Raw genomic sequence first — 13,211 nt, 5'->3', positions numbered from 1 at the left:
GCCTCTCTCTGCTCCATCACCTCTAACAAAAAGAGAGGATCGCGACTCAACTCCTTTTCATCGATGCCCGCTTTTGCCCCGCTCCGTTGCAACAAATATTCACTGCGCAACAACGGATCCAGCAAGGTTTGATAAGCACGATTCAGATGGGTTACCTGCTCTATGGAGAGCCGTCGCTCACTGGCGCTGCGTTGCGCAAAACGATCAGGATGAAACTCCCTTTGTAACGCTTGATAAGGCTGCTGCAGGGCCGCAGTATCCAGTACAAATGTGGCTGGCAAAGAGAATAGAGCAAAAAAATCCGCATCTGGCGCCACAGGTTGAATGATCTGGCAGGTGGGACAAAAAGCCAGATCTGCCTGCATCCAACCATGACAGGACCAGCAAAATCTCCCTTTTCTCTCAGACCTTGAAGGATTCACCACAACCACACTGCTCTTTCATCTGTGGATTGTTAAATTTGAAACCCGATTTGAAAGCTGTAGCCTCAAAATCCACTTCGGTGCCGTCCAAAGCCAAAAGCGATTTACTGTCCACTACAATGCGAATGCCATGGCTGGCAAACTGCTGGTCGGACTCTTGCAACTGATCGGCATATTCCAGTTTATAAGACAAACCAGAACAACCCGATGTAGAAACCCCAATACGAATGGCCGCTTCTGGAGTACCACGTTTTTGCAACATCTGCCGGGCACGCTCGGCAGCTCGTTCGGTCATGCTGACAGCCATGGCTGACACTCCTTAATTGTCGGAAAAGCTACCCAGAAAAAGCATCTTATGCCACAAACAAAAGCTATTTCTGCTTGCTGCGATAATCGGAAATGGCGGTTTTAATGGCATCTTCCGCCAATACCGAACAGTGAATCTTTACCGGTGGCAAAGCCAGTTCATCGGCAATCTGCTGATTTTTAATCGCCAAAGCCTCATCCAGGTTTTTGCCTTTCAACCATTCGGTGACCAACGATGAAGAGGCAATCGCCGATCCACAGCCAAAGGTCTTAAACTTGGCATCGGCGATAATGCCTTGTTCGTCAACACGAATTTGCAATTTCATCACATCACCACAGGCAGGGGCTCCAACCATACCAGTCCCCACACTGGGATCATTTTTGTCCAGGCTGCCCACATTGCGCGGATTTTCATAATGATCCAATACTTTATCATTGTATGCCATGTTTCTACCTCTCTTTCCAACCACAATTCAATGATGACTGGCCCACTGAATGGAAGCAATATCAATCCCATCCTGAACCATCTCCCACAGAGGGGACATCTCCCGCAAGCGATTGACCGCCTCCACCACCAGATTGGCTGTAAAATCAATCTCCTCGATGGTAGTAAAACGTCCCAGGCCAAAACGAATCGAGGTATGTGCCTGTTCTTCACTCACCCCCAAAGCGCGCAAAACATAAGAGGGCTCCAAAGAGGCAGAGGTACAAGCAGAACCAGAGGAGACCGCCACATCCTTGATCGCCATCATCATCGACTCCCCTTCGACAAAGCCAAAAGAGAGATTCAAATTGCCAGCCAGACGATGCTGCAATGAGCCATTGACATGCACATGGGTCAAACGAGAGAGGATGCCATCCAGCAACCGCTGTCGCAAGGATAACAAACGCTGATTTTCCGCCTGCATCTCCTCACCAGCCAATGCACAGGCACTGCCCAATCCGACCAGCAAAGGTGTAGGCAATGTACCAGAACGCATACCCCGTTCATGCCCTCCGCCATGAATAATCGGTTTCAGACGCACACGAGGCCGCCGACGTACATAAAGAGCTCCCACCCCTTTGGGTCCATAAATCTTATGGCCAGAGATCGACAACAGATCAATCTGCATCGCCTCCACATCCAAAGCAATTTTACCCACTCCCTGCGCGGCATCACAGTGAAATAAAACCTTTTTCTGCCGACACAAACGCCCGATCTCCTCCAGAGGCTGCACCACCCCAATCTCATTGTTACCAGCCATCACCGATACCAAAATGGTCTCGGCAGTGATCGCCTCAGCCAACTGCTGCAGATCCACCAGACCATCCTCTTTGACCGGCAGATAGGTCACCGTAAACCCTTCCGCTTCCAGGTTACGGCAGGTATCCAATACCGCCTTATGCTCGGTCACCGGCGTGATAATGTGGCGTCCCTTATCCTGATAAAAACGGGCCACTCCCTGAATGGCCAGATTATTGGATTCGGTGGCGCCAGAGGTAAAAACTATCTCCCGCGGATCGGCATTAAGCAGTGTCGCTACCTGCGTGCGTGCCTTTTCCACCGCCTGTTCCGCCTCCCAACCATAGGCATGCGACCGCGAGGCCGGATTGCCGAATTTTTCCACAAACCAGGGCAACATCTCCGCCAACACCCGTGGATCCATTGGCGTGGTGGCCTGGTAATCCATATAAATCGGTTTTTTCATCCCGTTGCCTCACCAGTGCAGTAACCGTTTTATCCCTTTGATCAAACTCTCCGTAAACCGTTCCATCTCTTCTTCAGTTGTATTCCATCCCATGCTGATGCGCACCATGCTGGTGGCCAGCTCAGGATCAAAACCCATCTCCAACAACACCGAAGAGGGACGACTGCGCCCCGATGCGCAAGCAGAACCGCTGCTGATCGCTATCCCCTCCAGATCCAGACTCATCACCAAGGTTTCGCCATGCACCCCCGGGATCAACAAGGCTGTGGTATTGGCCAAGCGCTCGGCAGCCTGCCCGGCAATCTGTATCTCCGGTATCGCCTCCTGCAGCCTTTGTTCACACTGCTTTTGCCACTCCTGCCATTGCCGCACTCTCTGCGGCCTCTCGGCACCTGCCAAGGCGGCAGCCAAAGCAAAACCCACAATGCCCGGCACATTTTCCGTTCCAGAACGTCTTCCCCGCTCCTGCCCACCACCAGACAAAAGTGGCTCCACCGCCAATGGCTTATCCACAACCAAAGCACCTATCCCCTTTGGTCCACCAAACTTGTGCGCAGAGAGCGAAAGCAGGGAAAGCTGCCAATCGTTAAAAGGAATCTCCATCTTGGCAAAGGACTGCACCGCATCACACAGCAGAGGAATACCCCGAAGGCGACAGATGCGCGCAATAGCCTCAACAGGTTGCACCACCCCGGTCTCATTATTGGCCTGCATTACCGCAACCAGAATGGTGTTGCTGCGCAATTGTGCCTGCAACTCATCCAGTTGGACCACACCAGCACTATCCACCGGAATCCGACCCAGCTCAATACCATGACGCCGCAACCGCTCTGCACACTGCAACACCGAGGGATGCTCCACAGCACTGAGCAAAATATGTCCTTGAAACAGATGTCTGGCCGCCTGACCATACAAAGCCAAATTATTGGCCTCAGTTCCTCCGCTGGTAAAAATAATCTGACTCTCATGCACAGCAAGCTGTTCGGCAAGACGGCGCCGTGCCTCATCCACCCCCTGCCGACAGGCCCTGCCAGCAGCATGCACCGAAGAGGGATTGCCATAGCGCTCGCCAAAATAGGGGATCATCCCTTGCAAAACCTCCGGACGCAGCGGCGAACTGGCATTATGATCCAAATAGATCATGCGTCACCCCGCAGCGCCGACGCCAACATGTCCGCCTGCAGATGCGCCAAATCCAGCGATTCCAAATAGCGATTCAGATGCTCCCCAACATTTTCCCAAAGATGGTGCGTAATACAACGCGAGGGGTTGTTGGGGTTGCTCGAACCCGGGCGACAAACCTTTTCCGCCTCGCCCGTACAAGAGGTGGCACGTATCGGTTCATCCACCGCCCGAATAATCGCTGCTATGGAGATCTCCTCCGGTTTTTCACCCAAAACATATCCGCCTCCTGGTCCACGCACACTCCTGACCAAACCACAACGGCGCAACTTGGCAAACAACTGCTCCAGATAAGAGAGCGAAATATCCTGACGATGAGAGATCTCTGCCAAAGAGATCGGTTTTCCGGCACCGTGATAGGAGAGATCCAACATCGCAGTGACCGCATAGCGTCCTCGCGTAGTCAGTCTCACCGCCCCCTCCTCGAGAATCCTCTCTGGTTCGGCAAAGTGGCATCAGGCGTCTTTTCCATATCCTCGTTGCTGCTCTCCAACTCCTTCAAACGCTGATCCATCTGCTTGACTTGATCCAAAACACAGGTCACCGCACGCGCCACCGGATCCGGCATCTCCCCACTCTGCCCATAGACCGGAAAAGCCAACGGATGATCGGCAGGCGCCGCATGGTTGACCACAATACGCCCCGGAATCCCCACCACCGTACAACCAGGAGGAACATCCTTGACCACCACCGCATTGGAACCCACCCGGGCATTGGTACCAATAGTGATCGGACCCAAAATTTTTGCCCCCGCGCCCACAATCACATTATCACCCAAGGTGGGATGACGTTTGCCCTTGTCCCAAGAGGTGCCACCCAAAGTGACACCATGATACATGGTCACATTGTCACCAATCTCAGCCGTTTCACCAATCACAACCCCCATGCCATGATCGATAAAAAAACCCTTGCCGATCTTGGCCCCCGGATGAATCTCTATCCCGGAAAAAAATCGAAACAACTGCGACAAAAAACGCGCCAAAAAACGAAAACGCCGCGCCCACAACCAATGAGTCAGCCGATAGCCGAGCAAGGCATGAATCCCTGGATAACAGATCAATACCTCCAGAACAGTTCGTGCCGCCGGATCGCGATGAAATACCGCTTGCAGATCTTCTCGGAATCGTTTGAACATAGGCCACCTGCCCTTGCCACGCCAACTGCATACGCGAATCACCAGGATCCGCCGCTACCCAGCGAGCAGGTTGCAATATCCTAGGCTTTTTGTCAACTATTAAAGCGCACGATCTACTTTTTCTTGCCTTGTTTTTTGACTTTTTGCCGATTTACATACAGATCAACCAAACCCGCTTGCGGGATAAAGGGAGCGGCAGTCGGGACGGGAGTAGCCGCCGGTGGTGGAGGTGCAGGCGTGCTGGGAGGAGGCTCCGGCTCTTTGCTTGCCGGAGGGGCAATGGTCAAAAAGTGCAAGCCTTCGCTTAATTTGGAGTGCAATGCCTCAGAGAGCTCTTTTTCCCGTTGCAAAGCGGAGGTCAACTGCAAACGCATAATAGCCATCTGCGCTTCTCTTTGCCCCAACAGCGTAAAGCAGGCACGTACCAGCTCCAACAAGGGGAGGTTGCGCATGCCTGCCAAGGGGGTCGAAGTCAAAAAGCGTTCCAAAGCATCCGGGGTTATTCCCGCCATCCAGGCGGCTTCAGAAAGGGTGAGTTGAGGAAGGTTGTCCAACCGTTTTTGATCAGGGCTATCGGTAGTTTCCAGTTTCATGCGTATTCTCAAAGCGAATGGGAACGAAGGCGGTTATCCGCCAATTGCCGGGCCAACTGCATGGCCAATTGCAATGATGTGGCATTGGCCACTCCCTGACCGGCAATGGGATAGGCTGTACCATGATCGACACTGGTACGGACAATCGGCAAACCCAGGGTGATGTTGACCGCATTGCCAAATGCCAGCATCTTGATCGGAATCAACGCCTGATCATGATACATGCAAAGGATGGCATCATAACTGGCACGCGCCTGGGGATGAAACAGGGTATCTGCCGGCAGTGGACCCATCAAGGAACCTTCCGGCCACTCCTTGCTGAGAGCACGACATACCGGCTCAATAATCTCCTGCTCCTCATGGCCAAAGGCCCCTTTTTCACCAGCATGGGGATTGAGCGCTGCCACCATCAAACGGGGTGTGTTGATGGCAAAATCTCTTTTTAATGCCTCATAGGTAATGCGAATAGTCTTTTCCAACAGTTCATAATGGAGCGATTCGGCTACCGAGCGCAGGGATTGATGAATGGTCACCGGGACCACCCGTAAACCCTCTCCTGCCAACATCATCACCGGATAGCTCACCCCCGCACAATGGGCCAATAGTTCGGTATGCCCCGGTACATCATAGCCCGCACTATGCAACACCGCCTTGTTGATGGGTGGCGTCACCACTCCATCGACCCGCCCAGCCATCGCCATGCGGCAGGCAGTCATGATACTCTCCATGGTCGCCGCCGCCTGCGACGGATGCGGGCGACCAAAAGGAATCTCTCCTGCAGTGGCAAATTGCACCACTTTATGCTCGGTCGGCAAAATCAAAAAATGATTCTCTTTCTGCTGGCGAGCCTCCTCAGGCGAGCTGACCTCCTGAAAAACCACTGAAAACCCCAAATGCTCCGCAGTACGGCGAAAAACCTGTGGATCCCCAATATGCAGAGCTTGCACCTCGCCCGACAAAAAGCTCTTCAATGCCACTTCCGGCCCCACACCTACCGGATCTCCCATGGTGACGGCAAGCATGCTTCTCTTCCTTATCGCAACTCGACAAAAGAGCGCTGCCGTAAATCGCGCAGCCACTGTTTATAACGGGCACGGGTTTTTGCCTCAGCAACCCGCTCGGTCAACTCTTTGCGTTGTGCTTCCAGGGAATCGGGATCCAACTGCTCTTTCTCATCCACCCGAATCAAATGCCAGCCAAAAGGTGTGCGTACCGGGGCACTGATCTCTCCCACAGCCAAAGCAAATGCCGCCTCTTCAAATGCCGGAACCATCAACCCCTCGCCAAACCAGCCCAAATCTCCCCCATCCTTGGCTGTGCCATCCTGAGAATATTTTTCTGCCAAAGCTTTGAAAGCGGCCAATTGCTCCGACTTGCCTTTTTGCGCCAACTCCTTGGCAATATTCACAATCTGCTGCCGCACTTTTCCATTCTCTTCTGCTCCCGCTTCGGCAACAACCTTGAGCAAAATATGCCGGGCATGAATCTTGACTTTACTGCCGACGGCAGCACGCCGTACCGCACGTTTGTCAACAATCTTAAAAATATGAAACCCCTGTGGCGAACGTACCGGACCAATAACACTTCCTTTGTCGCGCTCAAACAGCACCCGTTCCAACTCAGGCATCAACTCACCACGTTTGAACCAACCCATATCGCCGCCACTCAAACCACTGGCATCATTGGAATATTGACTGGCCAAACTCTCCAGCGCCATCCCTTCACGCAGTTTGTTGGCCAAACTCTCCGCTTGCTGACTCACACGTTCGGCGGCAGAAGAGGAGGCGTCACTCTCTACATGCAGCAAAATCTGTCCTAAGCGAATCTCCTCCCCCTGCGGATTCTTGCGCACACTCTCATAAAGATCGCGCACCTCATCATCCGTAACCGTAATCGAAGGTCGTATAATCCGACCAATCAAGCGGCTCTGCAAAATTTGATCACGGATTCCCTGCTGATAGGTCTGAAAATTGATTCCTTGCGCTGCCAGGCTTTTAGGCAAGGCGCCAGCAGGCAGATGATTATCCCGTTCCACCTGGGCAATCAGGGCATCCACATCCTGCTGCTCCACGGCAATATTCAACTGACTGGCCTTTTGCGCCCGCAAAGAACGCAAAATCAGCTCATCCAAACTGTGCGCCCAGATCTTTTCCGAATCGATGTTTTCACCCGCTTGCCGCAACTTCAGCAATAATGGTTTGGCCACCTCTTCGACTTCACTTTGGGTGATGATGCTGGCTTTTCCCGACTTATCCAACACATCCTGCAACTCAACCACCGCAACAATACGATCCAGAGCTTTTGCCTCTAATACGCCCGGTAGCAACAGCAGCAATATGGCAAGAAATCTGTTCAAATTCCCACCCCGCCCAATCCTTGCAGGTTGATAAAAAGTCCAATAAAATCTCCACCATGTGTACTTGTGGAGTTGGACAGGTTTCGCCCTCCGGTCAGCAGCACACTCCAGCAGGAGTGCTCATACAAAAATCCAGTGCGCCAGCTTTTCAGACCATTGGTCTCCAGAGAATAGTCCGCCTTTTGATTCCAATACCAATTTTCACTTATTTTGGTCGAGGTATCCACTATCAAATCCTGTTCCCGTACCCGACTGCTCTCCACCAAACTGACCGGCAAGCCGGTTAAACTCGACCATCCCGCCAACGTGGGAACAGTAATCGGCGCTGCACCAGTCGCTGTGGGATCACTTAAATGATAGCCTAAACGCAAATATTCGGTCTCGCTTCCCATCAATGTACGGCGACGCTCTTTTTCTGCCAAGGCCATTGTTAAGTTCATGTCAGCAGATTCAACCGTATCATGGTACGGATTATAGCCCACCGCAAGCGAAGAGGAGATATCCTGATTGACTTTGACATCCATCCCCGACACTATCGAAGAAAAGGCATTGCCATCCTGAAATTGCCGATTCCCCTCTGGCGCCCAGCGCTGTCCAACCGTGAGCAGGATATGATCCCATAAACTGTTTTCCCCCTCCTGATGGCGCAACAACCGCGAACGCATGCTATAACTCAGCCACTGCACATCACTGATACGATCGGTTCCTGAATAGAGATTTTGCGCAAAGATACCTGTGGTGCTGAAATTGCGCAAACTGGCATCATAATTGGGCAACTGATCCTGATTGCTGGCTTTGTTGACCACATACTGCACAGAGGGTTCCAATGTATGCAGCAAACCGTTGTCAAAATTGCGGCTCAATATCGAATCGACACGCATGCTGGCCGTGGCCGACTCCCGATGCAATGTTTCGCGCCGATCTGTACCGGTCTGATTGGGATCGCCATTAAGCAAATAGGCGGTTTCACGAATGCCAAAGGTCGCGCTGACTGTACCGATGGAGACCGGCTTTTCTACACGCACCGTCGGACTCATATCCAGGCGTTGGGTAATATCCCCCGCCAATTGATAAAAATTATCCAAACGCGCTTCACTGTCCAGACGCCAACGTCCCCAGGAAAGCGGTTCAGCGTGCTCTAATGCAGATATGGATTTTAACAAACGGCTGTCGCTCGCATACAAAAACGGCAAATTTTGTACGGTGTGATCATCATTTTTTTGTTCCAAATCCTGATACCAATTGATCCCGCTCTGCAACTGGGAAAAACTGCTGCCACTCTGCCAATTGCGCTCCACCGTTGCTGTTGATTCCAGGCGACGACTGGAAGGTTCAACCAGCTTTTGCTCAAAATCGTTAATAAAATCGCGGGTTCTGCTTCCCTCAAAATGGGCCTTGAGTTGCCAATCCTCTATTTTTTGCTTATGGTTAAGCAGCGCCAAACCACGATACTCTTCATTTTTTGTGTCATACAATCCCTTGAAATCGATTTGCCCATGATAACCCGGTTCCAGATAACGCAATTGACCACTTCCCATCAAACCACGACTGGTCATCTCCCGAAGGGCAAAGGTGGCATCGCGATTCGGCGCAATATTCCAATAATAGGGCTGCTCTACCTCTAAACCATTACTGCTTACCCGAAAATTGGGCATCAAAAAACCGCTCTCCCGAATCGGCAACAACGGTTGACGCCACCAGGGCAGAGCCAATACCGGAACATCCCCCGCATACAGCTTTACATCCTTGCCGGTTATGCGATTTTTTTCCCGGTCAATCTCTACCTCGGGCGAGGTAAAATGCCAAGGTGCCGGATCGCACTCACAATTGGTAAAACTGGCGTTCTGCAAATGCAGATAATCCCGTCCCTCCCCCTCACTGTGAAACTGCGCATGCTCCGCCTTGATTAAATTGCCAGCACCTCTTAGGTTGATATCGGCCTTTTCCAGCGTTCCCACATCTTTGGCAAAATCAAATAGGGCATTCTCCCCTTTGAAAAGATCGCCACGCCGCTTCAACTGCACTTTGCCATTGGCAAGAATCTGTTTTTCATGCACATGATATTGTGCCTGATCGGCAGTGAGCTCCAAAATTCCGGTCTGTACCAGCCGCACATTGCCTGTGGCCGAAATAATGCGCCTGGCTTGATCAATATCCAAACCATCGGCCTCCACATCTACCGGAGTGTTTTTTTCATTATTGATCTGAGCCTTGGGCGTTTTATCACCACTCAAAACAGCAGCCGGGTGCGCACTCATTGCCAGCAGACAAAAGCAGGAGAGGCTATGCAGCAACGACCGCCTTTTGTGGCGTCGTTGTGGCCCACAGGCAGGAGAATTATACCGTTTCAGGAGCATCCGCCTTTCCTTTCATCTGTCCACACAAAGATTGCATCAGGGTTATCCGGCGCGCAACACCTGCAATCGCCATCCTCTCAGGAAAAGGCGGTTAATGTAGCATAGTCATGCCGGTAATGTCATTGCTTTCCCATTAGATGTGCGCCAAGTGAAGCCCATTTCCCTGCCGACTCTCCTGCAACAGAGCACGAACCTGCCCTGCCAAATAGAGAGAACCACAGACAACTATCACTCCCGGCACTGGCGTAACCGCCAGGGCCAGACGCATTGCCTCCCGCACATCTGTACAAGCAACAGGCAAACAATCTTGCCCTTGCCAGAAAAATGCCAACTCTTGCGCCGATAAAGCACGCTCCCCTCCCACCGCAACCGTATAGACCCTCTCGGCAAATGGCTGCAACTGTGCAACCATCTGGGCAACCTCTTTATCGCGTAATGCCGCAAAAAGAAATGTACATCTCCCAACCTGCTGACTGGTCAGATATGCTGCCAAAACCTGACAGCCAGAGGGATTGTGGGCACCATCCAACAAAAGGGATATGCCCGGATAATCGGCTAAATAAAAACTTTCCAAACGTGCCGGCCAACGTGCGTTGGCAACTCCCTGTACAATCGCCTGCTCTGGGACGGGCCACTGTTGCTGCTGCAAATAACGCAATGCGGCTACCGCCAACGCAGCATTATCATATTGATGCTTGCCAGCCAAAGCGGGCCTCGGCAAAACAAGCGCTCCCTCTCTATCCCAAAACTGCCAACTCTCTGCCGCTGCAAATTTTCCATCATGGTCAAAATCTTCCCCCTGCAGCGCCAACGGTACCGCCAACTGTTGCGCCTCCTGGCGCAACACCGCAACCACCTCCTCTGGTTGGCGCGAGGCAAACGCCGCTACCCCCTTCTTGAAAATGCCAGCCTTCTCCCTGGCAATGGCAGCCAGAGTCCCCCCCAAATAGTCGGTATGATCCCAATCAATACTGGTAATGAGCGTTAATTCAGGCGTAACCACATTGGTGGCATCCAATCGCCCGCCCAAACCGGTTTCCAGCAACAGCAGGGTCGGTCGCGGCGCTTGTGCAGAGCTCTCTGCCCACTCACGGAACAACACAAAGGCTAAAACAGTCAACCATTCAAAAAAAGTGGCCTGATAGTGCGGAAAACGTTCCCATAACGCATTCAAGTGCCGAACCAGTGTCGCATCCTCCACCGGCTGACCCAACCAGCGATAACGTTCATTAATTTGCTGCAGATGGGGAGAGGTGTAGAGCCCCACATTCCATCCGGCCTGCAACAATACACTCTCCAAAAATGCCAATACCGAACCTTTGCCATTGGTTCCCGCAACATGCAGCGTCGGTACAGCATGCTGCGGGTTGCCCAGCGCATCCAGCAAATAGTCCACCCGCTGCAGACCCAATTGGACCGCCAAAGGGGTCTGCCTACTGATACGTTGTAACAACTCCGCAAGGAGAGAGGACATGAACGGATTCAGCTAGCGCTTTGCACAGGAAAAAACATCATCCGCCACTGGCAATACGTGCCGCATCAATACGTTCTGCCGCTGTGGGCAGGGGGGTGCGCGTCAAGCGGGCCAGAATATCTGCCAAAGTATCGCGCATCTCATGACGAGAACAGATCAAATCAAGAAATCCATGCTCCAATAGATATTCACTGCGCTGAAACCCCTCCGGCAACACCTCGCGCACGGTCTGCTCAATCACCCGTGGTCCGGCAAAACAGATCAAAGCATTGGGCTCAGCGATGATGACATCGCCCAGCATGGCAAAAGAGGCGGTCACCCCACCAGTCGTCGGATCGACCAAAACCGAAACAAACGGCAAACGGGCCTCCTCCAATTTGGTCAAAGCGGCAGAAGTTTTGGCCATTTGCATCAAGGAGAGTATCCCCTCCTGCATGCGGGCGCCTCCAGAGGTGGCAAAAACCACATAGCCACACCCCTCCTCCAAGGCAGCCAATGCCCCCTGAGCCACTTTGGCTCCCGCCACTGAGCCCATCGACCCCCCTAAAAAATTAAACTCAAAGGCGGAAACCACCACCGGAATCCCTTTGATAAAGCCCTTGTACACCCGCACAGCATCATTGGCGCCGGTCTCTTTTTGCGCCTCGCGAATACGATCCCGATAGCGCTTGATATCCTTGAACTTGAGCGGATCACTGGGATGCAATCCAGAAAAAAGCTCCTGACGCCCCTCCTCATCCAGAGTGATCTCAATGCGCCGGGTGCCCGAAATGCGAAAATGGTGCTGACAATTGGGACATACATCCAGATTGCGTGCCAACTCCGTCTGAAACAACATCTTGCCACAAGGATCACATTTGACCCATAACCCCTCTGGAGTTTGCGAACGACGGGGATTTTCTTTGATGCGCGGCTTGGTGATACTGGTCAGCCAGTTGATGGCCATACCCAATTTATCATTGATATCGTTATCGCGGATCATGATCTCTTCCTTGGCAAGAGCAGCTTGACTACTACAGCAATCCCTCCGCCAGACGCACCTGTTGCACCAGGCGCTTCATGGCAGCTTCCTCTTTTATTCCCGGAGCACTCTCTACTCCGGTAGAGAGATCGACGGCATAGGGCCTGACCTGAGTGATGGCCGCTGCCACATTGTCCGGAGTGAGACCGCCTGCTAAAATAAACGGTTTTCCAGTAGATTGTGCCATATTCCGCCACTCCCTGTCCAGAACTGACCAGGTAAAGCTCTGGCCACTGCCACCATAATGGCCGCTCACCTTGGCATCCAACAACAACGCATCCACCGGCCACTGCCGAGGATCGGGTAAATCCTCCTTTGTGGCAATGCGCAACGCCTTGATCAGGCTCACCGACAAACCCGCCTCTTGGATAGCCAGACGCAACTGCGCACACTCGGCGATAGTCTCATCCCCATGCAATTGAACACTGTGCAAAAATCCCAGGGAGAGAATGGCCATGATTTCTGTGAGGGGCGCGTTGACAAACAAACCGACCCGAATCAAAAAAGGGGGCAAAGGATTGGCAATGGCCGCCGCCCGTTGCGGCGTGACAAATCGCGCAGAGCGTGGATAAAAAACCAAACCCAAAGCATCCACTCCCACTGCCGCAGCCGCCACAGCATCCTCATGCCGGGTAATTCCACACACTTTAATCCGTGTGGCCATCAACTTTACCAGA

Annotated in this window: 14 protein-coding genes; all 14 read right to left on the bottom strand. The window is 52.5% G+C overall.

All coding sequences use genetic code 11. The features are described 5' to 3' along the window. Positions 1–365: Fe-S protein assembly co-chaperone HscB (hscB, locus tag EJP87_RS08290; protein ID WP_130471395.1), on the bottom strand; the 365-nt coding region annotated here is incomplete at its 3' end. Between the two features lie 37 nt (positions 366–402). Then, on the bottom strand, positions 403–729 hold the full coding sequence (locus EJP87_RS08285; protein WP_130471394.1) for a HesB/IscA family protein: 327 nt from the start codon (positions 727–729) through the stop codon (positions 403–405). A 64-nt stretch (positions 730–793) separates the two neighbouring features. Continuing rightward, positions 794–1,174 carry a Fe-S cluster assembly scaffold IscU gene (gene iscU, locus EJP87_RS08280; RefSeq protein WP_130471393.1) on the bottom strand — a complete coding sequence of 127 codons (381 nt, stop codon included), beginning with the start codon at positions 1,172–1,174 and terminating at the stop codon, positions 794–796. A 27-nt stretch (positions 1,175–1,201) separates the two neighbouring features. After that, positions 1,202–2,416, bottom strand: coding sequence for an IscS subfamily cysteine desulfurase (locus EJP87_RS08275; protein WP_130471392.1), 1,215 nt, complete (start codon positions 2,414–2,416; stop codon positions 1,202–1,204). 9 nt (positions 2,417–2,425) lie between these two features. Then, a complete protein-coding gene (locus EJP87_RS08270) occupies positions 2,426–3,559 on the bottom strand; it encodes a cysteine desulfurase family protein (protein WP_130471391.1) in 1,134 nt (377 codons plus the stop codon). Then, a complete protein-coding gene (locus tag EJP87_RS08265) occupies positions 3,556–4,011 on the bottom strand; it encodes an Rrf2 family transcriptional regulator (protein ID WP_130471390.1) in 456 nt (151 codons plus the stop codon). The genes EJP87_RS08270 and EJP87_RS08265 overlap by 4 nt, the downstream gene beginning before the upstream one ends. Beyond that, complete coding sequence (gene cysE, locus EJP87_RS08260; RefSeq protein WP_130471389.1) at positions 4,008–4,733, bottom strand: serine O-acetyltransferase; 726 nt, start codon at positions 4,731–4,733, stop codon at positions 4,008–4,010. Before cysE ends, EJP87_RS08265 begins: the two co-directional genes overlap by 4 nt. A 113-nt stretch (positions 4,734–4,846) precedes the next feature. Further along, the gene (locus EJP87_RS08255) at positions 4,847–5,326 is read right to left on the bottom strand and encodes a hypothetical protein (RefSeq protein ID WP_130471388.1); all 480 of its coding nucleotides are present in this window, start codon (positions 5,324–5,326) and stop codon (positions 4,847–4,849) included. A gap of 8 nt (positions 5,327–5,334) precedes the next feature. Then, on the bottom strand, positions 5,335–6,348 hold the full coding sequence (pdxA, locus tag EJP87_RS08250; RefSeq protein ID WP_130471387.1) for a 4-hydroxythreonine-4-phosphate dehydrogenase PdxA: 1,014 nt from the start codon (positions 6,346–6,348) through the stop codon (positions 5,335–5,337). 11 nt (positions 6,349–6,359) lie between these two features. Continuing rightward, positions 6,360–7,682 carry a peptidylprolyl isomerase gene (locus EJP87_RS08245; RefSeq protein ID WP_130471386.1) on the bottom strand — a complete coding sequence of 441 codons (1,323 nt, stop codon included), beginning with the start codon at positions 7,680–7,682 and terminating at the stop codon, positions 6,360–6,362. Further along, on the bottom strand, positions 7,679–10,039 hold the full coding sequence (locus EJP87_RS08240) for an LPS-assembly protein LptD (protein ID WP_130471385.1): 2,361 nt from the start codon (positions 10,037–10,039) through the stop codon (positions 7,679–7,681). Before EJP87_RS08240 ends, EJP87_RS08245 begins: the two co-directional genes overlap by 4 nt. 133 nt (positions 10,040–10,172) lie before the next feature. Next, positions 10,173–11,513, bottom strand: a complete 1,341-nt coding sequence (locus EJP87_RS08235) for a bifunctional folylpolyglutamate synthase/dihydrofolate synthase (protein WP_130471384.1) — start codon at positions 11,511–11,513, stop codon at positions 10,173–10,175. A gap of 37 nt (positions 11,514–11,550) precedes the next feature. Then, on the bottom strand, positions 11,551–12,495 hold the full coding sequence (gene accD / locus EJP87_RS08230; RefSeq protein WP_227657535.1) for an acetyl-CoA carboxylase, carboxyltransferase subunit beta: 945 nt from the start codon (positions 12,493–12,495) through the stop codon (positions 11,551–11,553). A gap of 31 nt (positions 12,496–12,526) precedes the next feature. Next, entirely contained in the window at positions 12,527–13,198 is a 672-nt protein-coding gene (locus tag EJP87_RS08225) for a phosphoribosylanthranilate isomerase (RefSeq protein ID WP_420886850.1), read from the bottom strand. Positions 13,199–13,211 lie beyond the last annotated feature (13 nt).

Origin of the sequence: Candidatus Magnetaquicoccus inordinatus (assembly GCF_004217665.1) — a bacterium.
GTDB classification, from domain to species: domain Bacteria; phylum Pseudomonadota; class Magnetococcia; order Magnetococcales; family Magnetaquicoccaceae; genus Magnetaquicoccus; species Magnetaquicoccus inordinatus.
Note: the sequence above shows the minus strand (reverse complement) of the source record. Positions and strands in the feature narration are given on the sequence as shown.

Excerpts from the sequence above, each read along its gene's own strand:
- pdxA (WP_130471387.1), bottom strand. The coding sequence starts at position 6,348 with ATGCTTGCCGTCACCATGGGAGATCCGGTAGGTGTGGGGCCGGAAGTG.
- EJP87_RS08235 (WP_130471384.1), bottom strand. The coding sequence starts at position 11,513 with ATGTCCTCTCTCCTTGCGGAGTTGTTACAACGTATCAGTAGGCAGACC.
- cysE (WP_130471389.1), bottom strand. The coding sequence starts at position 4,733 with ATGTTCAAACGATTCCGAGAAGATCTGCAAGCGGTATTTCATCGCGAT.
- EJP87_RS08285 (WP_130471394.1), bottom strand. The coding sequence starts at position 729 with ATGGCTGTCAGCATGACCGAACGAGCTGCCGAGCGTGCCCGGCAGATG.
- EJP87_RS08275 (WP_130471392.1), bottom strand. The coding sequence starts at position 2,416 with ATGAAAAAACCGATTTATATGGATTACCAGGCCACCACGCCAATGGAT.
- iscU (WP_130471393.1), bottom strand. The coding sequence starts at position 1,174 with ATGGCATACAATGATAAAGTATTGGATCATTATGAAAATCCGCGCAAT.
- accD (WP_227657535.1), bottom strand. The coding sequence starts at position 12,495 with ATGATCCGCGATAACGATATCAATGATAAATTGGGTATGGCCATCAAC.
- EJP87_RS08240 (WP_130471385.1), bottom strand. The coding sequence starts at position 10,039 with ATGCTCCTGAAACGGTATAATTCTCCTGCCTGTGGGCCACAACGACGC.
- EJP87_RS08225 (WP_420886850.1), bottom strand. The coding sequence starts at position 13,198 with ATGGCCACACGGATTAAAGTGTGTGGAATTACCCGGCATGAGGATGCT.
- EJP87_RS08270 (WP_130471391.1), bottom strand. The coding sequence starts at position 3,559 with ATGATCTATTTGGATCATAATGCCAGTTCGCCGCTGCGTCCGGAGGTT.
- EJP87_RS08255 (WP_130471388.1), bottom strand. The coding sequence starts at position 5,326 with ATGAAACTGGAAACTACCGATAGCCCTGATCAAAAACGGTTGGACAAC.